General features: G+C 73.5%; 19 protein-coding genes and 1 pseudogene. 13 read left to right on the top strand and 7 right to left on the bottom strand.

Features of this window, described 5'->3' with window-relative positions:
• Positions 1-47 precede the first annotated feature (47 nt).
• The 6 genes from ASE20_RS11140 to ASE20_RS11115 all read left to right on the top strand — a co-directional run bounded on the left by ASE20_RS11140 (position 48) and on the right by ASE20_RS11115 (position 4,447).
• A complete protein-coding gene (locus ASE20_RS11140; protein ID WP_056894626.1) occupies positions 48-1,253 on the top strand; it encodes a class I SAM-dependent methyltransferase in 1,206 nt (401 codons plus the stop codon).
• Positions 1,250-2,227: a hypothetical protein gene (locus ASE20_RS11135; RefSeq protein WP_056894625.1), complete on the top strand. Its 978-nt coding sequence runs from the start codon at positions 1,250-1,252 to the stop codon at positions 2,225-2,227. The genes ASE20_RS11140 and ASE20_RS11135 overlap by 4 nt, the downstream gene beginning before the upstream one ends.
• Before the next feature lie 37 nt (positions 2,228-2,264).
• The gene (locus ASE20_RS11130) at positions 2,265-3,251 is read left to right on the top strand and encodes a DNA topoisomerase IB (RefSeq protein ID WP_056894624.1); all 987 of its coding nucleotides are present in this window, start codon (positions 2,265-2,267) and stop codon (positions 3,249-3,251) included.
• Between the two features lie 12 nt (positions 3,252-3,263).
• Positions 3,264-3,572 carry a DUF1905 domain-containing protein gene (locus tag ASE20_RS11125; protein WP_056894623.1) on the top strand — a complete coding sequence of 103 codons (309 nt, stop codon included), beginning with the start codon at positions 3,264-3,266 and terminating at the stop codon, positions 3,570-3,572.
• Positions 3,569-4,063 carry an O-acetyl-ADP-ribose deacetylase gene (locus ASE20_RS11120; protein ID WP_157538567.1) on the top strand — a complete coding sequence of 165 codons (495 nt, stop codon included), beginning with the start codon at positions 3,569-3,571 and terminating at the stop codon, positions 4,061-4,063. Before ASE20_RS11125 ends, ASE20_RS11120 begins: the two co-directional genes overlap by 4 nt.
• Before the next feature lie 102 nt (positions 4,064-4,165).
• Complete coding sequence (locus tag ASE20_RS11115) at positions 4,166-4,447, top strand: hypothetical protein (protein ID WP_056894621.1); 282 nt, start codon at positions 4,166-4,168, stop codon at positions 4,445-4,447.
• A gap of 164 nt (positions 4,448-4,611) precedes the next feature.
• Here ASE20_RS11115 and serC read toward each other — a convergent pair whose 3' ends face one another.
• Positions 4,612-5,733 carry a phosphoserine transaminase gene (serC, locus tag ASE20_RS11110; protein WP_056894620.1) on the bottom strand — a complete coding sequence of 374 codons (1,122 nt, stop codon included), beginning with the start codon at positions 5,731-5,733 and terminating at the stop codon, positions 4,612-4,614.
• Positions 5,734-5,837: 104 nt separating this feature from the next.
• Between serC and ASE20_RS11105 the strand changes: the two genes are divergently transcribed.
• On the top strand, positions 5,838-6,317 hold the full coding sequence (locus ASE20_RS11105; protein ID WP_056894619.1) for a GNAT family N-acetyltransferase: 480 nt from the start codon (positions 5,838-5,840) through the stop codon (positions 6,315-6,317).
• Positions 6,318-6,421: 104 nt separating this feature from the next.
• On the opposite strand, the gene ASE20_RS11100 is transcribed toward ASE20_RS11105, so the two are convergent.
• Positions 6,422-7,309, bottom strand: coding sequence for an ABC transporter permease (locus ASE20_RS11100; protein ID WP_056894618.1), 888 nt, complete (start codon positions 7,307-7,309; stop codon positions 6,422-6,424).
• Entirely contained in the window at positions 7,306-8,196 is an 891-nt protein-coding gene (locus ASE20_RS11095) for an ABC transporter ATP-binding protein (RefSeq protein ID WP_056894617.1), read from the bottom strand. Before ASE20_RS11095 ends, ASE20_RS11100 begins: the two co-directional genes overlap by 4 nt.
• Before the next feature lie 131 nt (positions 8,197-8,327).
• Between ASE20_RS11095 and ASE20_RS11090 the strand changes: the two genes are divergently transcribed.
• Together ASE20_RS11090 and ASE20_RS11085 are read left to right on the top strand one after the other, a co-directional pair.
• Positions 8,328-9,425 (top strand): sensor histidine kinase, encoded by a 1,098-nt coding sequence (locus ASE20_RS11090; RefSeq protein ID WP_056894616.1) that lies wholly within the window; start codon positions 8,328-8,330, stop codon positions 9,423-9,425.
• Positions 9,422-10,096 carry a response regulator gene (locus ASE20_RS11085; protein WP_056894615.1) on the top strand — a complete coding sequence of 225 codons (675 nt, stop codon included), beginning with the start codon at positions 9,422-9,424 and terminating at the stop codon, positions 10,094-10,096. Before ASE20_RS11090 ends, ASE20_RS11085 begins: the two co-directional genes overlap by 4 nt.
• Here the strand turns inward: ASE20_RS11085 and ASE20_RS11080 are convergent.
• Complete coding sequence (locus tag ASE20_RS11080) at positions 10,059-10,739, bottom strand: pyridoxamine 5'-phosphate oxidase family protein (protein WP_082612404.1); 681 nt, start codon at positions 10,737-10,739, stop codon at positions 10,059-10,061. The two genes, ASE20_RS11085 and ASE20_RS11080, sit on opposite strands and share 38 nt — an antisense overlap.
• 223 nt (positions 10,740-10,962) lie before the next feature.
• Here ASE20_RS11080 and ASE20_RS11075 point away from each other — a divergent pair, with 223 nt between their 5' ends.
• The gene (locus ASE20_RS11075) at positions 10,963-12,294 is read left to right on the top strand and encodes a PLP-dependent aminotransferase family protein (protein WP_225869080.1); all 1,332 of its coding nucleotides are present in this window, start codon (positions 10,963-10,965) and stop codon (positions 12,292-12,294) included.
• On the opposite strand, the gene ASE20_RS11070 is transcribed toward ASE20_RS11075, so the two are convergent.
• A complete protein-coding gene (locus ASE20_RS11070; RefSeq protein WP_056894613.1) occupies positions 12,272-13,483 on the bottom strand; it encodes an MFS transporter in 1,212 nt (403 codons plus the stop codon). The genes ASE20_RS11075 and ASE20_RS11070 overlap by 23 nt on opposite strands.
• Before the next feature lie 39 nt (positions 13,484-13,522).
• Here ASE20_RS11070 and ASE20_RS25545 point away from each other — a divergent pair, with 39 nt between their 5' ends.
• The gene (locus tag ASE20_RS25545; protein WP_082612326.1) at positions 13,523-14,182 is read left to right on the top strand and encodes a FadR/GntR family transcriptional regulator; all 660 of its coding nucleotides are present in this window, start codon (positions 13,523-13,525) and stop codon (positions 14,180-14,182) included.
• Between the two features lie 84 nt (positions 14,183-14,266).
• Here ASE20_RS25545 and ASE20_RS25540 read toward each other — a convergent pair.
• A pseudogene (locus tag ASE20_RS25540) lies at positions 14,267-15,079 on the bottom strand (EamA family transporter); the annotation flags it as partial.
• Positions 15,080-15,158: 79 nt separating this feature from the next.
• On the opposite strand from ASE20_RS25540, the gene ASE20_RS11055 reads away from it, so the two are divergent.
• Positions 15,159-16,034, top strand: a complete 876-nt coding sequence (locus tag ASE20_RS11055; RefSeq protein ID WP_056894611.1) for a LysR family transcriptional regulator — start codon at positions 15,159-15,161, stop codon at positions 16,032-16,034.
• 58 nt (positions 16,035-16,092) lie between these two features.
• Entirely contained in the window at positions 16,093-16,695 is a 603-nt protein-coding gene (locus ASE20_RS11050) for a hypothetical protein (RefSeq protein ID WP_056894610.1), read from the top strand.
• Positions 16,696-17,277: 582 nt separating this feature from the next.
• Here the strand turns inward: ASE20_RS11050 and ASE20_RS11045 are convergent.
• Entirely contained in the window at positions 17,278-18,381 is a 1,104-nt protein-coding gene (locus tag ASE20_RS11045) for a citrate synthase 2 (RefSeq protein ID WP_056894609.1), read from the bottom strand.
• Positions 18,382-18,455: the final 74 nt, after the last annotated feature.

Below are 18,455 nucleotides of genomic sequence, written 5' to 3'. Positions count from 1 at the left end.
GCGCTGGTGATCCTCCTGCTCATCGTCCTCGTGGCGGCCCTGTCCAAGTGACCAGCCGCACCGAGACGCTCGACGCGGGCCTGGCCCGGGTCCGCGGGGACCTGCTCGCCGACGACCGCCTGGTGCGGGCGGTCGCGAGCGGCCGGCGTCGTACCGGCGTGCCGCCGTACCGGCGGGTGGAGCTGCGGTGGGTCGACCTCAAGGCCGGACGTCACCTCCAGGTCGTCCGTTACGACGCCACCCAGGCGCACACGTCGAACCACGCCCGGGGCGAGGACGCGGCGGCCGAGGTCGATGGCCTGCTCGCCGAGGCCTACGGCAACTGGACCGTGGAGACCACGACGCAGACCCTGTCGCTGCGGGTCACCAAGAAGGGTGACGCCGCGGTCCACACCGCCGCCCGTGCGGCCGACGAGCCCGTGCCCGAGCGCAGCCACGACCGCGCCAAGGAGCGGATGCTGCCGGAGGACGACCCGCTGTTCGCGGCGCTCGGCCTGGCTGACGCGAAGGGCCGGATCAAGCCGAGCCGGATGGCGAAGTACCGCCAGGTCGAGGACTTCCTGCGCATCCTCGACCGCTCGGTCGCCGACGCACGCGCGCGCGGCCACCTGCGCCGGCCGACCGAATCGGACCCGCTCCGCATCGTCGACCTCGGCTGCGGCAACGGCTACCTCACCTTCGCCGCGCACCGCTTCCTCAGCGAGCAGCGCGGCATCCCGGTCCGGCTGACCGGGGTCGACGTGAAGGAGCAGTCGCGCGACCACAACGCCTCGGTCGCCGCCGGGCTCGGCATCGACGCGCACTTCGTCGCCGGCACGATCGGCGAGGCCGAGCTGCCCGAGCCGCCGGACGTGGTGCTCGCCCTGCACGCGTGCGACACGGCGACCGACGACGCGCTCGCGCGCGCGGTCGGCTGGGAGGCGGCGCTGGTGCTGGCCGCCCCCTGCTGCCACCACGACATCGCGGCCCAGCTGCGCCGCGGCGAGCCGCCGGCGCCGTACACCTCGCTCGTGCGTGACGGCATCCTGCGCGAGCGCTTCGCGGACACCTTGACCGATGCGCTGCGGGCCCTGCTGCTGCGCCAGCGCGGCTACCGCGTCGACGTGATGGAGTTCGTCGACAGCCAGCACACCCCGCGCAACACCCTGCTGCGTGCCGTGCGCACCGGTGGGGCGCAGTCGGCGCAGGAGTACGACGACCTGGTGGCCGCGTGGGGCGTCCGCCCCCGCCTCGGCGAGCTCCTGGGGAAGTGACGCGCATCGAGAAGATCCTGCTCCTCCTGCTGCCCCTGCCCTTCGGCATCGGCTTCCTCACGCCCGGCGTGGCCCAGGAGCCGATCGCGTCGCAGGCCGCCTTCCACTTCACCGATCCCGAGATCGTCGAGTCGAGCGGGCTGGTCGCGCGCGACGGGCTGGTCGTGACCGTCAACGACTCCGGCGACAGCAACCGGGTCTTCACCGTCGACCCGGCCACCGGCGACACCGTCGGCGTGACCCGCTGGCAGGGCGAGGCGACGGACATCGAGGCGCTCGCTCCGGCGTCGGCCGGCCACGTCTGGGTCGGTGACACCGGTGACAACATGGAGGACCGCGACAGCATCCGGGTCACGGAGGTCCCCGTGGGCCGGGGTGACCGTGAGGTGCGCGCCACGACGTACCGGCTGACCTATCCCGACGGCGCCCACGACGCCGAGACCCTGATGACCGATCCGGCGACCGGCCGGCTCTACGTCGTCACCAAGGGCTTCATCGGCCGCGTCTTCGCCGCTCCGGCGAAGCTCGACCCGGACGGCACGAACGAGCTGACGCCGGTCGACGAGGTGCTCGGCATCGCGACCGACGGCGCCTTCCTCCCCGACGGCCGGCACCTCGTGGTCCGCAACTACCACCAGGCCGCGATCTACACCTGGCCCGCACTCGGCCGGGTCGCGCTGATGGACCTGCCTGCCCAGCAGCAGGGCGAGGGGATCGCGGTGCGGGAGGACGGCGAGGTGCTGCTCAGCTCGGAGGGCGCCGAGTCCGACGTGCTGCGGGTGGAGCTCCCGGCCGACGTGCGGGCGGCGCTGGCGGAGGTGCCGGCGGCCGCCGACGAAGCCCCCGACGAAGCCGCCGACGAAGCACCGACGGACGCCTACGAGGACCAGGGCGTGTGGTGGCCGTGGGCCCTCGGCGGAGTGGCGGGCCTGGTGATGGTCGGCGTGCTGCTGCGGTCCCTGCGCCCCCGCTGAGGGGTCTGGTCCGGCCGCCGCGGGATACCGGGGAGCCGTGGCCCGCCTGCGTCGTACCTCACCCGAGCAGCCGGGGTGGACCCGGCGCCGCGCCGGACGGGGCTTCGTGCACCTCGACCAGTCCGGGAGCCCGCTGCCGCCGGAGGACGTGGCCCGTTGCAAGGCGCTGGTGATCCCGCCGGCCTGGCGCGACGTGTGGATCTCCCCGTACCCGAACGGGCACCTGCAGGCCGTCGGCACCGACGACGCCGGACGGCGGCAGTACCTCTACCACCCGGCGTGGGTGGCCCGCCGCAGCGACGAGAAGCACGCGCGGGTGGTCGCGCTCGGACGGCGGCTGCCGCGGGTGCGGGAGGAAGTCCTCGCGGACCTCGGGGAGGACGACCTCGGGACCCGCGCGACCTGTGCGCTCGCGGTGCGGCTGATCGACCTGGGCTGCTTCCGGATCGGCAACGACATCTACGCCGAGGAGTACGGATCGGTGGGACTGACCACCCTGGAGCGCCAGCACGTGCGCCGGTCCGGTGACACGCTGGTCTTCGAGTTCGTCGGCAAGTCCGGCGTCGAGCACCACGTCGAGATCGACGACGAGGTCGCGGTCGGTGCGCTGGAGCGGCGCCGCCGGCGACGGCGTACCGACCAGCGGTTGCTGGACGTGACCGGCGCGGACGTCAACGAGTACCTGCGCGGGATCAGCGGCCTCGACGTCTCGGCGAAGGACTTCCGCACGTGGCACGGCACGGTGCTGGCAGCGGCCGCGCTCGCCGACGGCCCGCCGGCCCCCGAGGTGTCGAAGGCAGCCCGGAAGCGGGCCGTCGCGGCGGCGATGCGTGAGGTGTCCGAGTTCCTCGGCAACACCCCGGCGCTGGCGCGTTCGGCGTACGTCGACCCGCGGGTGGTCGACGCGTACGAGGAGGGACGCACGATCCGGGCGGCCGTCCGTCGTACCTCCGGCGAGGTCGATGCCGACGCCCGCCGCGCGGCGCTGGAGCGGGCGACGCTGCGCCTTGTCGGAGGTCGCTGACAGGATCGGCGCGTGACCGACCACGAGTTCACCGCGGAGCTGTGGCGCTGGACCGCGCGCGACGAGGAGTCCGGCGGTGCGTGGTTCTTCGTCAGCCTGCCCTTCGACGCCTCCGACGACATCGAGGCCCGGCGGGTTCCCGGCAAGGGCTTCGGAAGTGTCCGCATCGAGGTGACGATCGGGTCCTCGACCTGGCGGACCTCGGTGTTCCCGAGCGCCGAGGAGAAGACCTACGTGCTGCCGGTGAAGAAGGCGGTCCGGACCGCCGAGGGGCTCACTGAGGGTGGACCATGCCGGGTCCGCCTCCGTACCGTCGGCTGATGGACATCGAGGTCGTCGAGGGCGACATCACCCAGCAGGACGTGGACGCCGTGGTCAATGCAGCCAACCGGGCGATGCGGGGCGGCGGGGGCGTCGACGGCGCCATCCACCGGGCCGGCGGGCCCGCGGTGCTCGAGGACTGCCGGCGGAGGTTCCCGAACGGCCTGGCCACGGGCGACGCGGGCTGGACGACGGCCGGGCTGCTGCCGGCGCGGTGGGTGATCCACGTGGTCGGCCCCAACCACCACCGCGGCGAGCGGGACCGCTCCCTGCTGACGTCGTGCTACCGCCGCGCACTGGAGGTCGCCGACGAGCTCGGCGCGCGCAGCCTGGCCTTCCCGCTGGTGAGCGCCGGCTCCTACGGCTCGCCCAAGGAGGACGCGGTCGACGCGGCGCTCGAGACGCTGCGCGGCACCCCGACCCACGTGGAGCTGGTGCGGATGGTGGCCTTCGGGCGCCCGGCGTACGACCTCATCGCCGGGCGGCTGTGAGCGGGACTTCGTCCCGATTCCGCTGATCGAACGTCACCGCGCCCGAGGGGGCGTCGTTGGTCCGTCACCGAACCAACCAGGCCCTCACGAAAGGCGCGGACCATGTCGATCGAGCTCACCTCAGCAGCCCTGCTGGCCCTCGTCGCGTTCTTCTGCGCTGCCTGGGTGGCCCGCTCCCACGACGTGGTCGAGGTGCTCCCGCTGGCGGCGAACGTGCCGAGCACCGACGAGTGGCGCTCCGCGGCCCTGCGTCACTTCCACGAGCACAAGGACCTGCAGCGCTCGGTCGCCGAGGCGCTCTCGACGCCCGGTGCGGTCACCGGCGAGGCCCGGCGCGAGCTGATGGTCGCGCTCGGCGCCCCGCGGGTCGACGTCTTCGCCTGACGGATCTGGGCGGGACCGTCGTCACTCCTGTCACAAGATTCACCGGCTGGCCGGTGAATCTGTCGTGCTTGGACGACGAAACTCACGCTTGGACGAGGAAACTTCGTCGTCCAAGCATGAGTTTCACCGGCCGGCCGGTGAAACTCCCGCCAAGCAGGCCCAGCTCAGCCGAGCTGCTCGACGACGTAGTCGATCGAGCGGGTGAGCGCCTCGATGTCGGCCGGGTCGATGGCGGGGTACATCGCGATGCGCAGCTGGTTGCGGCCGAGCTTGCGGTAGGGCTCGGTGTCGACGATGCCGTTGGCACGCAGCACCTTGGCGATCGCCGCGGCGTCGATGGCGTCGTCGAAGTCGATCGTGCCGATGACCAGCGAGCGGTGGCTCGGGTCGGCGACGTACGGGGTCGTGTACGACGTGCGCTCGGCCCAGCCGTAGAGGGCGTCCGAGGACGCGGTGGTCCGCTCGACCATGCCCTTGAGGCCGCCCTGGCCGTTCATCCAGTCCAGCTGCTCGGCCATCAGGAAGAGGGTGGCGACCGAGGGGGTGTTGTAGGTCTGGTTGAGGCGGCTGTTGTCGATGGCCGTCTTGAGGTCGAAGAACGGCGGGATGTAGCGGTCCGACGCGGCGATCCGCTCGGCGCGCTCGATCGCGGCGGGGCTGAAGATGCCGAACCACAGGCCGCCGTCGGAGGCGAAGCACTTCTGCGGGGCGAAGTAGTAGACGTCGCTCTCGGTGAGGTCGACCGGCAGGCCGCCGGCGCCCGACGTGGCGTCGATCAGCACGAGCGCGCCCTCGTCGATGCCCTCGGGGCGCACGACCGGCGCCATCACGGCGGTCGAGGTCTCGTTGTGGGCCCAGCCGTAGACGTCGACACCGGCCTCGGCGACCGCGACGGGCCGCGAGCCCGGGTCGGCCGAGATCACCGACGGCGCGTCCAGCCACGGGGCGGCCTTCACCGACGAGGCGAACTTGCTCGAGAACTCCCCGAACGTCAGGTGCTGCGACTTCTTCTCCACCAGGCCGAACGCCGCGATGTCCCAGAACGCCGTCGCGCCGCCGTTGCCGACCACGATCTCGTAGCCGTCCGGCAGCGTGAACAGGTCGGCGAGGCCCTGCAGCACGCGACCCACCGTGTTCCGCACCGGCGCCTGGCGGTGCGACGTACCCATCAGGGAGTCGCCGGTCGCGGCCAGCGCGTCCAGGTGGCTCGGCTGGATCTTCGAGGGCCCCGCGCCGAAGCGGCCGTCGGCGGGCTTGAGCTCTGCGGGGATCTGGATGTCGGTCACGTGGTCAACCTTCTCATCGAGGGCGAGCAAGGGAGGCTGACGACGTTGTCAGAGATGTCCCTATTGTGACAGGCGTGTTGCCGCCCAGCCCAACCGGTTTCGCCATGCAGGCGCCCCTCGACCTCCGTGCTGTCGGCTACCTCCACCCCGATGCCGTGGCGCTGGTCGCGCGCGTGCAGGGGGAGTACGTCGAGCGCTACGGCTCGCCCGACGAGAGCCCGGTCGACCCGACCGTGTTCGACCCGCCCGAGGGATTGTTCCTGGTCGGGTACGACGGCCCCGTCCCGGTCGCGACCGGTGCCTGGCGGGTCTCGCCCGTCCGGGCCCTGGGCGGGTCGAGCGCGGTCGAGGTGAAGCGGATGTACGTCGTCCCCGAGCACCGCGGGCGGGGCCTCGCCCGGGCGGTGCTGGCCGCGCTGGAGGCGTCGGTGCGGGCGGCCGGGCACGACCTGGTCGTGCTGGAGACGGGGCTCAAGCAGCCGGAGGCGATCGGGCTCTACCTCGCGGAGGGGTACGTCGAGATCGAGGGCTTCGGGTTCTACGCCGGCGAGCCGCTGTCGCGGTGCTTCGGGAAGCGGATCTGAGTCCAAAAACGGGCTGAGCGGCCCCGAGATGGTTGGCCGCTCAGTTCTCCCACGCGGACCATGCCCGGAGCCGCTCAGCGCAAACACGACCGAAGGTAAAGACTTCAGGTCACGTCGCGTCGGCGGACCAGCACCACGCTCAGCGCCACGGCCGCGCCGACGTAGACGGCGACGGTGATCGCGGCGCGGGTGCCCGGGATCGTGTCGAGCACGCCGGGTGTGCCGTCGCCGTTGCCGCCGGCGCCGACGATCGAGCCGATCAGGGAGCCGGCGGCGGTGCCGGGGAGCACCTCGGTCAGGGCGTCGACCCAGGACAGCAGCTGGCCGACACCGCGCAGCAGGTTCTCCACGACCAGGGCCCACACCAGTCCGAGGCCGACGGAGAGGGCCGGACCGCGGGCGAGCGTGCCGAGGGCGAAGCCCAGCAGCGCCCACATCTCCAGGACGAGGAAGCCGGCGCCGAGTGCCTCGACCAGCGAGCCGGCCGACGGGAGTTCGACGGGCTGGCCCTCGGAGACGGTGATCAGCAGCGAGATGCCGAGGTCGAAGACCAGGGTCACCAGCAGGGTCGCGACGACGAAGGTGGTGAGCGCCGCGACGGCGCCGAGGACGGCGCAGCCGCGTCGTACGCCCTGGGAGAAGACGGTCTTCCAGGTGCCCCAGCCGTAGCCGTTGCCGGCGACGAGGGCGCCGAGGACCATCATCAGCGCGCCGCCGAACATCGGCATGCCCTGCAGGAAGACGTCCGGTACGGCGGTCGGCAGCAGCTGAGCGAGCTGCTCGGCCTGGGTGGTGCCCTCGTCGGTGAAGCTCGCGTCGCCCGTCGTGTAGGAGAGGTAGGTGAAGAGGTAGCCGAACATCAGGCTCAGCGCGAGCCAGGCGCCGAGCGTGATCCACACGGCGGGCCAGGCGCGCAGCCGCATCATCTCGGCGCGGGTGCTGCGGACCGTGCTGCGGACCGTGCTGCTGGTGACGGTGGTCAGGGTGCTCATGACGACAGCTCCTTCTCGTGGCCGGAGGTCATCTCGAAGAAGACCTCCTCGAGGCTGCGCTCGGCAGCCGTGATCTCGTGGACGTCGACACCGGCGGCGACCAGCTCCCGGGTCACGCGTGGCGCCGCGTCGGGCGGGAGGGTGAGCTGCATCCCCCCGTCATCGGTACGACGGACCCCCTCGTCGCCGGCGAGGCGCAGGGCGACGGCCAGGGCAGCGTCCTCGGGGGTGGCCCGGACCCGGATCGAGACGCCGCCGCGGAGCTCGGCGACGGTCGACTCGCGCAGCAGCCGGCCGTCGTCGATCACCCCGACGCGGTGGCAGATCTCCTGCACCTCGGCGAGCAGGTGGCTGGAGAGCAGCACGGTCTGGCCGCCGCGGGCGAGGTCGACGACCAGCGCGCGCATGTCCGCCATGCCGGCGGGGTCGAGGCCGTTGGTCGGCTCGTCGAGCACGATCAGCTCGGGGTCGCCCATCAGTGCGGCGGCGACCCCGAGGCGCTGCTTCATCCCGAGCGAGTAGCCCTTGAACCTGTCGTCGCCGCGGCCGGCGAGGTCCACGCGCTCGAGGACCCGCTCGACCTCGGCGTCGGCGAAGCCGCGGTGCCGGGCCAGGGTGCGCAGGTTCGCCCGGCCCGAGAGGTAGGGGAAGAAGCCGGGGCCCTCGATCAGCGCGCCCACCGGGGAGGTGGCGTACGCGGACCCGGAGGTCGGGCGGATCAGGCCCAGCAGCATCCGCAGGGTCGTGGTCTTGCCGGCGCCGTTGGGTCCGAGGAAGCCGTAGACCTCGCCGCGCCGCACGGTCATCGTCACCTTGTCGACGGCGACGCGGTCGCCGTAGACCTTGGTGAGGTTCTCGGTGGAGGCCACCGTGTCCTGTGCGTTCATGGACCCCACCCTGCTGCCGCCGGGGCGATCGCGCGTCCGTCCGCAGGAGGCGCCGGTGTACGCAGGACTGCGTACGCCGGAGGCGCTCGTCGTCGTACGACGGAGGGGTCGTGCTCGCCTAGGTTCGGGGCATGGACACCAACATCTGGCTCGCACGGCGCTGGTGGCTGATCCCCGTCGCGGTGATCGTCGTCGGCGGCTCGGTCGCGGTCAACCTCGGGCACGACGGCAGCGTCGACGCGGGCGTGCTCGGCCGCGTGCTGTCCGTCGTCCTCGCCGCGGGGGCCGCGCTCTCGCTGCTCACGCTGGACCGCTGGCCGGTCGCGCTGGTCGGCACCGGGGCGCTGAGCGGCGGCTACTTCGCGGTCGGCGGCGAGAACGGCCCGATCTTCTTCGCCCTGATCGTGGCCTCCTTCGTGCTCGCCACCCGCCGGCCCTTCCGCAGCTGGTTCCCGCTGCTGCTCGTCGCCGCGGTGCTGATCTGGGCGGGCCTGCTGGTGCGGGGCCTGCGCTGGGACGAGCTGTCGGTGGGGATGTGGCAGTCGATCGGCATCGGCGCGCTGGTCTCGTCGGCCGCCGCGATCGGCACGATGATGCGCGAGGGCCGCGCCGCCTGGGCGGACCGCACGTCGCGCGCGGCCGCCGAGGAGCGGCTCCGGATGGCCCAGGACCTGCACGACGGCGTGGGCCACGGCCTCGCCGTGATCGCGATGCAGGCAGGGGTCGCGCTGCACGTCCTCGACCGCGACCCCGCGGCGGCTCGCACCAGCCTCGAGGCGATCCGGACGACCAGCCGCGAGGCGCTCGACGCGCTGCGCACCGAGCTGGCGACGATCGCGGGGGAGCCCGCGCCGCGCCGGCCCGCCCCGGGGGCGGAGTCGGTCCCCGCGCTGGTGGACCGGGTGCGCTCCGCGGGCCTGCGGATCGAGGTCCTCGGCGACCCGGGGGTGCTCGACCAGGCGGTCGGCGAGACGGCGTACGCCGTGCTCCAGGAGGCGCTCACCAACGTGCTGCGCCACGCCTTCGCGAGCACCGCCACCATCACCTGGGAGCGGGGCGCGGACTCGGTCGCGCTGCGCGTCTCCGACGACGGACGCGGCGGCGCGGTGCAGGATGAGGGCATGGGCATCGGCGGGATGCGGGCACGGGTGGCCGCGATCGGCGGCACCTTCCGCGCGGGCCCAGCGGACGGTGGGGGCTTCGAGGTCACCGCGGTGCTGCCGGCATGAGCCGTCCCGCGCCGATCCGGGTCGCCCTGATCGACGACCAGCCGCTGGTCCGGATGGGCCTGGCGACGCTGGTCGCCGCCGAGCCCGACCTGGAGCTGGCGGGGGAGGCCGGCGACGGGCGCGAGGGCCTGGCACTGCTGCGTCGTACGAAGCCCGACGTGGTCCTCTGTGACATCCGGATGCCCGTGATGGACGGGCTCGCGCTGCTCGCCGAGGTCGCGGCGGACCCTTCGCTCGCCGGGGTGAAGGTCGTCGTGCTGACGACCTTCGAGCTCGACGAGTACGTGTTCGAGGCGTTGCGCAGCGGCGCCAGCGGCTTCCTGCTCAAGGACGCCGAGCCGACCGCGCTGCTCGACGCGGTCCGCGTGGTCGCCGACGGAGGCTCGCTCCTCGCACCGTCGGTCACCCGCCGGGTGATCGACCACTTCGGCGCCAGCCGCGCCGAGAGCCCGCACCCGCGCCTGGGCGACCTCACCGAGCGCGAGCGGGAGATCCTGGGCTGGGTGGCGACCGGGATGTCCAACGCGGAGATCGCCGGGGCGCTGGTGGTCAGCCCGGACACCGTCCGCACGCACGTCAGCCGCGCGATGGTGAAGCTGCAGGCGCGCGACCGCGCGCAGCTGGTGGTGTTCGCTATCGAGTCCGGCCTGCGACGTCCGCCGGGACGCTGAGTCCCGGCAGGTTGTCCTCCGCCGGCACCGGTACGTCGATCACCCGGCGGACCGGGACGTGCCCGCCCCACACACTCGCCTCCACGTCCGACGGCTCGTCGACCGGCCCACCCGAGCGCGCCTTCATCGACGCCTCGTGCAGGGGTACGGCGAGCACCGCCGTGGCGGCCAGCTCCTTGCGGGTGCTGGGCCGCAGGGTGGCGGAGCGGCCGGGGAGCATGTGGTCGACGACCAGGTCGAGCGCGTGCTGCCGCTCGTCGGGGTCGTCGACGAGCCGGGCCGTGCCGATGACGACCGCGGAGCGGTAGTTCATCGAGTGGTGGAAGGCCGAGCGGCCGGCGACCAGGCCGTCGAGCTCGGTGACCGTCACGCACACCGTTCGATCGACCGAGTTGAGCAACCACCGCGCCGCCACGGAGCCGTGCACGTAGAGCGTGCCGCCCTCGTCGGGTCCGTCGGTGTCGACGGCGTAGGCGGTCGGCAGCACGACCGGGTGGCCCCCGGCCTCGATGCCGAGGTGCGCGACCAGGCCGTCGGCGAGCAGCGCCAGCAGCTCGGCGCGGTCGGCGACGGCGCGGTTGCGGCCCCGGTTGATCCGGGTGCGGTCGGTGGGCTGAAGCGGCGCGTCCCCGACCTGGCTCACCACTTCACGCGCCCAGTGCACGCACCTCGCCGCGTTGGCGACGCTGGGAATACGACCCGGTATGCCTGCGCGCCGCCGCCTTGCGCTGCACGCACTCTGAGCACGTGAACAGGCAAACCAGGTCGGGGACACACCGCTTCGGCAACGCTCATGGGTCTATCGTGGGTGACAAGTGGCCTGTGCGCACGGGCCAGTTCTCATCGACTTGAACAGGCCAATTCCGATGCTTCCGGTCCGGCTCGACCGTGCCGATCCCCGTCCGCTCGGCAGCCAGCTCGCGGACCAGATACGCGCGCTGGTGCTGTCCGGTGCGCTCGCGGGCGGCGACCGGATGCCGGCGTCGCGGCGCCTCGCGACCGACCTCGGCGTCTCGCGGTCCGTCGTCGAGCAGGCCTTCGACCAGCTGCTCGCCGAGGGCTGGATCGAGGCCCGCCAGGGCGCGGGCACGTGGGTCGCGGGTGGCCGGTCGGGGGCGCGGTCGCGACCTGCGCGGCGTCGTACCCCTGTCGTGGAGCGGGCCCTGGTCATGCTCGACGCCGGTACGCCGTGGATCGACCCGCGCCACGAGGCGGTCTGGCGCCGGGCCTGGCGCGAGGTCTCGACCGCCACGCCCCCGCGGGGGTACGACGACCCGCGCGGCCTCCCCGAGCTGCGGGCCCTCGTCGCCGAGCGGCTCGGGCGCACGCGCGGCCTGGCCGTCGATGGCGACGCGGTGCGGATCACCAGCGGCACCGGCGCCGGGCTGCGCCACCTGCTCGCGGTGCTGCCGCGCGATCCGGTGGCCGTCGAGGACCCGGGCTACCGCGCGGCCGTCGCGATGGTCCTCGAGTCCGGGCGGTCGGTGCGCGACCTCCCCGCGCTGGAGCCGGTCGCCGACCTCGCGGGCTGCGCGGCGGCGTACGTCACCCCGGCCCACCAGCACCCGCTCGGCCGGGTGATGCCGGCGGCCGACCGGCTGACCCTGCTCGCGACCGCGCGGCGCGACGGGGCGCTGGTGGTGGAGGACGACTACGACTCGGAGTTCCGCTACGACGTCGCGCCGGTGCCCGCGCTGGCCTCCCTCGACCGCGACCGGGTGGCCTACCTGGGCACCGCCTCGAAGTCGATCCTGCCGTCGCTGCGGCTGGGCTGGACCGTCGTACCGGACCGGGTGCTGGACCGCTTCGACGCCCACCGTGCGCTCACCCACGACGCGCCGCCGTGGCCCGTCCAGCGAGCGTTGGTCACCCTCCTCCGCGACGGGTACGTCGACGCGGTCGTCCGCTCCGCGCGCCGGACCTACGCCGAGCGGGCGCCGCGGGTGGTCGCGGCCCTCGAGCCGTACGCCGAGCTCGCGGGGCCGGTCGCCGGCATGTACTCCACGTGGCTGCTCCCGCACGCGCGCGCCGTGCGGGCGCGTGCTGCCGCGGAGGAGGCGGGCTTCCGGGTGAACCTGCTGCGCGACTACTGCCGCACGGCGCGGCTCAGTGGGTTGGTCGTCGGGTTCGGGGGACCGACGGACGACGAGCTCGACCTCGCGCTCGACGCGCTGGTCAGTGGGCTGCGCCGATCTTGACCGGACGCCCCGCGAGGTAGCCGGCGGTGACCTGCACGAACCCGAGGCCGACGAGCAGCGTGCAGGGCAGCGCCCAGCTGTCGGTCGCATCGTGCAGGCTGCCGACGAGGAAGGGACCGCCCGCCGCGAGGAGGTAGCCGACGCTCTGCGCCATCGTGGACAGGGCGGCGGTGTCGACGGAGCTCGTCGTGCGCAGCGCGAAGCAGAGCAGCACGATCGGGAACACCGCACCGCCGGCGCCGAGGAGTGCGGCCCAGAGCCACGCGCCGCCCTCGGGGGCGAGGCCGAGGCCGGCCCAGCCGACCATCGTGAGGACGGTGCAGGCGGCGACGAGGTGGCCCTGCTGGTGCATCCGGCCGGCGAGGCGCGGTGCGAGGAAGAAGAACGGGACGCCCAGGGTGATGCTGACGGCCAGCAGCAGGCCGGCGGTCTCGTCGCTGAAGCCGGCGTCGGCGTACAGGCTCGGGAGCCAGCTCATCATCACGTAGGCGAAGGTCGACTGGGTGCCGAACAGGACGGTGACCGCCCACGCGGTGCGGTTGCGCCACAGCGGCGTACCGCGCTCGGTGGAACGGCGCTCGACGGCGCCCCGGGCGAAGGGCGCCCACGCGACCACGGCGAGGACGGCGACGGCCGCCCACAGGCCGAGGCCGAGGCGCCAGGTGCCCGTGGCGTTGGTGAGCGGGACGGTGAGGGCGGCGCCCGCGGCGGAGCCGAGGGAGAGCACGGCGGTGTAGGCGCCGGTCATCGTGCCGACCTTGCCGGGGAAGTGCTCCTTCACGATCGCGGGGATCAGCACGTTGCCGAGCGCGATGCCGGAGCAGGAGACGAAGGTGCCGACCAGCAGGGCCGGGGTGCCGTCGAGGACGCGCAGCACCAGGCCGAGGGTCAGCACGACGAGGGCGAGCGCGAGCCCGCGGTCGACGCCGAAGCGGCGGGTCACGACCATCGCGGTCGCGCCGACGAGCGCGAAGCAGAGCACCGGCAGCGAGGTCAGGACGCCCTGGGTCGTGGCCGAGACGCCGAGGTCGCCGAGGTGGTCGAGCAGCGCGCCGAGGCTGGTGACGGCGATCCGCAGGTTGAACGCGACCAGCAGCACCGCCACGGTCAGCCCCGCGCCCGCGCGCCGACGCGACTGCGAGGATGGGGTGGTGGCACCGCTGGGGTGTGCGTGGACGACGGCGACCATGGCCCCTAGTATTGCAGACATCGGATGATTGGATGAAAGATGCCGCTAGCCCCTGCTGCCCCCGCCTCCCTGGTCGACCAGGCGATCGACGGCATGCGCACGCTGCTCGCCTCCGGCGAGTGGAGCGTCGGCGACCGCATCCCTCCCGAGCCGGTCCTCGCCGCGTCGCTCGGCGTCAGCCGCAACACCGTGCGTGAGGCCGTCAAGGCCCTCGCCCACGTCGGCGTGCTGGAGGTACGACGCGGCGACGGCACCTACGTCTCGGCGGCCACCGAGGTGCAGGCCCTGATGCGCCGGCAGGCCGAGCGGGTCGACCTCGCCCACCTGCTCGAGGTGCGGCACGCGATCGAGGTACGGGCCGCGTCACTGGCCGCCGGTCGTCGTACCGACGCGGACCTGGCGGTCCTCGACGACCTGACCGCCCAGCGCCGCGCCGCCCTCGATGCCGGCGACGGCGCCGCCTTCGTCACCGCCGACGTCGCCTTCCACGTCGCGGTCGTCGCGGCCGCCCACAACCCGCTGCTCTCCGAGCTCTACGACGGCCTGGCCGAGACCCTGCGCGCCAGCATCGCCGACCCGGCCGACGGGCACGACCCTATGACCGCCGAGCACGACGCGGTCCTGGAGGCGATCCGCCGCGGCGACGCCGACGGTGCGGCCGACGCCAGCACCGAGCTGCTCGACCACGTCGCGAGCTGAGGCCGCGCTGCTGCGCCGGCCGCTGTGCTGGCCGTTGTGCTGGCCGTTGTGCTGGCCGTTGTGCTGACCGCCGACGATGGCGACCAGCGCGATCGCGAACCCGAGCAGCTGGACCGGCCGCAGCGCCTGGTCGAGCACCAGCCAGCCGAGCCCCGCGGCGACCACCGGCGACAGCAGCCCGAGCAGCGCGGTCGAGGTGACCGGCAGCAGGCCGAGGCCGCGGAACCAGACGAGGTACGCCGCCAGCCCGCCCACCACGCCGAGCCACAGGTAGCCACCGGCGGCGGCCGCGTCGATGGTCGCCGGGGCGCCTTCCAGCAGGGCCGTGAGCGGCAGCAGCACCAGTCCGCCGGCGGTGAGCAGCCAGCTGACGAGCACCGGCGAGGAGACGCCCTCCGGGCGGCCCCAGCGTCTCGTCAGCACGATCCCGGCCGCCATCGACAGCGCGGCGGCCGCGCCGGCGAGGAGGCCGGCCGGGTCGAGGTCGGCCTGCGGCGTCAGCACCACCAGCGCGACGCCACCGGCGCCGGCCAGCGCCCAACCGGTGCGGCCGAGCGTCGGTCGCTCACCCAGCACGGGCAGCGCGAGCAGGACCACCAGCAACGGCTGGACGGCTCCGACCGTCGCGGCCACGCCGCCGGGCAGCCGCTCGGCGGCGATGAACAGCAGCGGGAAGAAGAAGCCGATGTTGAGCGCGCCCAGGACGAGCGCGCGCCACCACCACACGCCCTGCGGCAGGACCCGCAGCACGAGGAGCAGCAGCAGGCCGGCAGGCAGGGCGCGCAGCAGGCCGGCGAACAGCGGGTGCCCGGCGGGCAGCAGCTCGGTGGTGACGAGGTACGTCGTGCCCCACACCATGGGGGCGAGGGCCGTGGTGACGGTGGTCCGGGTGGTCATGCGTCCAGCGTCCGCCGTTGCGGTCGATGAGTCCAACACATGCTTTTCATGGGATCGATCGTGATACACGATGGATCTCATGGAGCTGCAGCAGATGCGTTACGTCGTCGCCGTCGCCGAGCTGGGGAGCTTCACCCGGGCTGCCGAGCGGTGCTTCGTCGTCCAGTCCGCGCTCTCCCACCAGGTCGCACGGCTCGAGGAGGAGCTCGGCACCCGGCTCTTCCACCGCACCAGCCGCCAGGTCCGGCTGAGCCCGGCGGGGGAGGCCTTCCTGCCGGTCGCGCGGCAGTGCCTGGACGCCGCGGAGCGCGCGGTCGCCGAGGTCGCCGCCGCGACGGGGGAGATCAGGGGAACGCTGGCCGTCGGCCTGGTCCCGACGGTGGCCGCGATCGACGTCCCGGTGGTGCTCCGCGAGTTCCGCGAGCAACACCCGCAGGTCCGGCTGCGGCTGGAGACCGGCGGCAGCGACGACTTCCTGCGCCAGGTCGCCGAGGGTGCGCTCGACGTCGCCTTCCTCGGGCTGCCCGAGGGGCGCGAGGTGACCGGGGTCGGCTACCAGCTGCTCAGCCGCGACCGGCACCTCGCCGTCCTCGCGCCCGACCACCGGCTCGCCGTACGACGCCGGCTGCGCCTCGCCGACCTGGCCGATGAGCCCTTCGTCGACTTCCCCTCGGGCACCGCGGGCCGCGAGCAGTCGGACCGCGCCTTCGCGGCCGCCGGGCTGGCGCGCGAGGTCGTCTTCGAGGTGATGGACATGCTGCTGATGGCCCGGCTGGTCCGGTCCGGGCTCGCGGTCGGCCTGCTCCCGTCCGGGTACGTCGCGCAGGTACCCGACCTCGTCACGCTGCCCGTGCAGGGCGCGCCCTCGCGGGGCGAGCACGTGATCTGGAGCGGCTTCGGCCCGGCGCCCGCCGCGGCGGCCCTCCTCGCGCAGATCGGGGTGCCCGTGCGCTGACCGTTCAGGTCGCCCGGGGCAGGGCCGATGGGCAGGGATCACGCCATCTGGAGTCCCCGTGCCACGTCCCGTCCTCGTCGTCCTCGTCGCCGCGACCGTCCTGCTCGCCCTCGTCCCCGCCGCCTGGTCCCGCACCAACCCGGTGGAGGACTACGCGACGTACGAGCCCGCCACCGCCTGCCGACGCGTGGCCCAGCCCGGCACCGTGCTGCTCGGCCGCTGGATCGTCCGCGGGTACGGCGGCCGCTTCGGCTCGACCGTCCGGCCCTGTGGCGGCAGTCGGTCGGAGCACCACGAGGGGCGCGCGTTCGACTGGACGGTCGACGTACGACGTCCGGCCGACCGGGCCCGCGTCCGCCGCCTGTTCGCCGACCTGTTCGCCACCGACGCCGCCGGCAACCGGCACGCGCGGGCACGGCGGATGGGGATCATGTACGTCATCTGGAACGACCGGATCTGGTCGGCCTGGAACGGCTTCCGTGCCGAGCCCTACCTCAGCTCCTCCTGCCCCACGCTGCGACGCTGCTCGCGCACCCTGCGGCACCAGGACCACCTGCACGTGTCGATCTCGCGGGCGGGCGCTGCGGGGCTGACCTCCTGGTACGTGCCGCGGATGGAGGCGCGGACGGGTCCGCTGGGGCCGAGGATCTGCTGCGGCTGAAATTCCTTGTTCGGGGTCTCCTTGCGGTGGCTCCGGCGGCCGCGCGGTAGCCGACCGACCCCCGGCGTCAAGGCGCTCGCTGNNGCCTTGACCCCGGGGCCCTGTCGGTCGGCTGGGCGGCGCGGTTGTCGGCGCGGACTTCGTCCGGGCCGCCGCTGACGCGGCCGCCCTGCACGAACGGTTCCTGCTGGGATCGGATGGGGTGCCGATTGGTCACAGACCGCAGAAAAACGGCCGCGAAATCTGCGGTTCGTGCCCACTCGAGGGGGTCTTCGCGCGCCGCCGGACCGCCACCCGACCGGCGGACCCAGCCACGCTCCCAGCCCTCGTCGCTGCCGCTTGAGAACCCCACAACCCGCCACACCGCAGCCCTAGAGGCATCCAGCACGTAACCGACCACGGGCGTGTCAGGAGAGACAGAGGAGTGGCTTCGAAAGCTTCGGCTCCCGCTCCAGCGGAGGACGACCAGCGCGGGCGGAGCGCTGACCGCAGCCCGGTCGCCGGAAATGAGTGAAGGGGGAGCCGCCTTCCGGCAGCTCCCCCTCCCAGGATGGTCCGTCCTACGGACGGATCACCGGCAGCTCACTGTGCCCAGGCGTCGTTCCAGCCCTCGATGTCGCTCGCGGGGCGGGTCGACGGGCCGGTGTAGACGGCCGACGGGCGGATCAGGCGACCGGTCCGCTTCTGCTCGAGGATGTGCGCCGACCAGCCGCCGGTGCGGGCGCAGGTGAACATCGACGTGAACATGTTGGCCGGCACCTCGGCGAAGTCGAGGACGATGGCCGCCCAGAACTCCACGTTGGTCTCGAGCACGCGGTCGGGACGGCGCTCGCGGAGCTCGGTCAGCGCGGCCTGCTCGAGCGCCTCGGCGACCTCGTAGCGGGCGGCGCCCAGCTCCTTGGCGGTCCGACGCAGCACGCGGGCGCGGGGGTCCTCGGCGCGGTAGACGCGGTGGCCGAAGCCCATCAGCCGCTCGCCGGAGTCGAGCAGGCCCTTGACGTACGCACGGGCGTCGCCGGACTTCTCGACCTCCTCGATCATGCCGAGCACGCGGGAGGGGGCACCGCCGTGCAGCGGGCCGCTCATCGCGCCGATGGCGCCCGAGAAGGCAGCCGCGACGTCGGCACCGGTGGAGGTGATGACGCGGGCGGTGAAGGTCGAGGCGTTCATGCCGTGCTCGGCGGCCGAGGACCAGTAGGCGTCGATGGCGTGCGCGTGCTTCGGGTCCGCCTCGCCGCGCCAGCGGATCAGGAACTTCTCCGCCAGCGTCCTGCCCTCGTCGACCAGCCGCTGCGGGACGACGGGGAGGTGGAGGTCGCGGGCAGACTGGCCGGCGTACGAGAGGACCATGACCGCGACGCGGGCGAGGTCCTCGCGGGCCTGCTCGTCGGTGATGTCGTAGGTCTGCCCGAAGCCGAACGCCGGCGCGAGCATCGCGATCGCGGCCTGCACGTCGACCCGGACGTCGCCCGTGTGGACCGGCAGGCTGAACGCCTCGGCGGGCGGCAGGCCCGGGGTGAACGAGCCGTCGATCAGCAGGCCCCAGACGTTCTCGAACGGCACCCGGCCGGCGAGGTCCTCGATGTCGACGCCGCGGTAGCGCAGCGCCGAGCCCTCCTTGTCGGGCTCCGCGATCTGGGTCTCGAAGGCGACGACGCCCTCCAGTCCGTGGTGTACCTCAACCATCGGCGTCTCCTTCTGTGCTTCGGGCGGCACCGCCGGGTCACGGCAGGCCGCGGGCCAACCGCATTCTGCCGCAC

Origin of the sequence: Nocardioides sp. Root240, from assembly GCF_001428825.1 — a bacterium.
Classification (GTDB): Bacteria; Actinomycetota; Actinomycetes; order Propionibacteriales; family Nocardioidaceae; genus Nocardioides.
Note: the sequence above shows the minus strand (reverse complement) of the source record. Positions and strands in the feature narration are given on the sequence as shown.

Bases quoted from the DNA above. Each gene is read 5' to 3' on its own strand.
- ASE20_RS11090 (WP_056894616.1), top strand. From the start codon at position 8,328: ATGGACACCAACATCTGGCTCGCACGGCGCTGGTGGCTGATCCCCGTC.
- ASE20_RS11095 (WP_056894617.1), bottom strand. From the start codon at position 8,196: ATGAACGCACAGGACACGGTGGCCTCCACCGAGAACCTCACCAAGGTC.
- ASE20_RS25545 (WP_082612326.1), top strand. From the start codon at position 13,523: ATGCCGCTAGCCCCTGCTGCCCCCGCCTCCCTGGTCGACCAGGCGATC.
- ASE20_RS11055 (WP_056894611.1), top strand. From the start codon at position 15,159: ATGGAGCTGCAGCAGATGCGTTACGTCGTCGCCGTCGCCGAGCTGGGG.
- ASE20_RS11085 (WP_056894615.1), top strand. From the start codon at position 9,422: ATGAGCCGTCCCGCGCCGATCCGGGTCGCCCTGATCGACGACCAGCCG.
- ASE20_RS11075 (WP_225869080.1), top strand. From the start codon at position 10,963: ATGCTTCCGGTCCGGCTCGACCGTGCCGATCCCCGTCCGCTCGGCAGC.
- ASE20_RS11105 (WP_056894619.1), top strand. From the start codon at position 5,838: ATGCAGGCGCCCCTCGACCTCCGTGCTGTCGGCTACCTCCACCCCGAT.
- ASE20_RS11115 (WP_056894621.1), top strand. From the start codon at position 4,166: ATGTCGATCGAGCTCACCTCAGCAGCCCTGCTGGCCCTCGTCGCGTTC.
- ASE20_RS11100 (WP_056894618.1), bottom strand. From the start codon at position 7,309: ATGAGCACCCTGACCACCGTCACCAGCAGCACGGTCCGCAGCACGGTC.
- ASE20_RS11070 (WP_056894613.1), bottom strand. From the start codon at position 13,483: ATGGTCGCCGTCGTCCACGCACACCCCAGCGGTGCCACCACCCCATCC.
- ASE20_RS11045 (WP_056894609.1), bottom strand. From the start codon at position 18,381: ATGGTTGAGGTACACCACGGACTGGAGGGCGTCGTCGCCTTCGAGACC.